General features: G+C 65.6%; 1 protein-coding gene. It reads left to right on the plus strand.

What is annotated here, in order from left to right:
- The coding region (locus HKX41_11495; protein ID NNC24756.1) for a hypothetical protein at positions 1 to 273 on the plus strand (273 nt) is incomplete at both ends.

Genomic DNA, 273 nt, shown 5'->3' on the forward strand with positions numbered 1-273 from the left:
CGCAGGTCAAGCCCTACGCGGGTCGGATCAAGGCCGGCGGCCTGCTCGGCTTCGGCTTCCCGACACTGCTGTACCTGGGCCTGCTGTACCTGATCTTCAAGCCCAAGAAGCAGTCCATGCACGGCGACGCGCGCTTCGCCACCGCCGGCGACCTGGACAAGAAGGACATGTTCAAGTCGACCCCGACTTCGGTCGTGGTCGGCAAGTTCAACGGCAAGCTGGTCCAGCTCAGCGGCCAGCAGTTCGTGATCCTGGCTGCGCCGACCCGCTCGG

It is taken from the genome of Salifodinibacter halophilus (assembly GCA_012999515.1).
Taxonomy (GTDB): Bacteria; Pseudomonadota; Gammaproteobacteria; order Nevskiales; family Salinisphaeraceae; genus Salifodinibacter; species Salifodinibacter halophilus.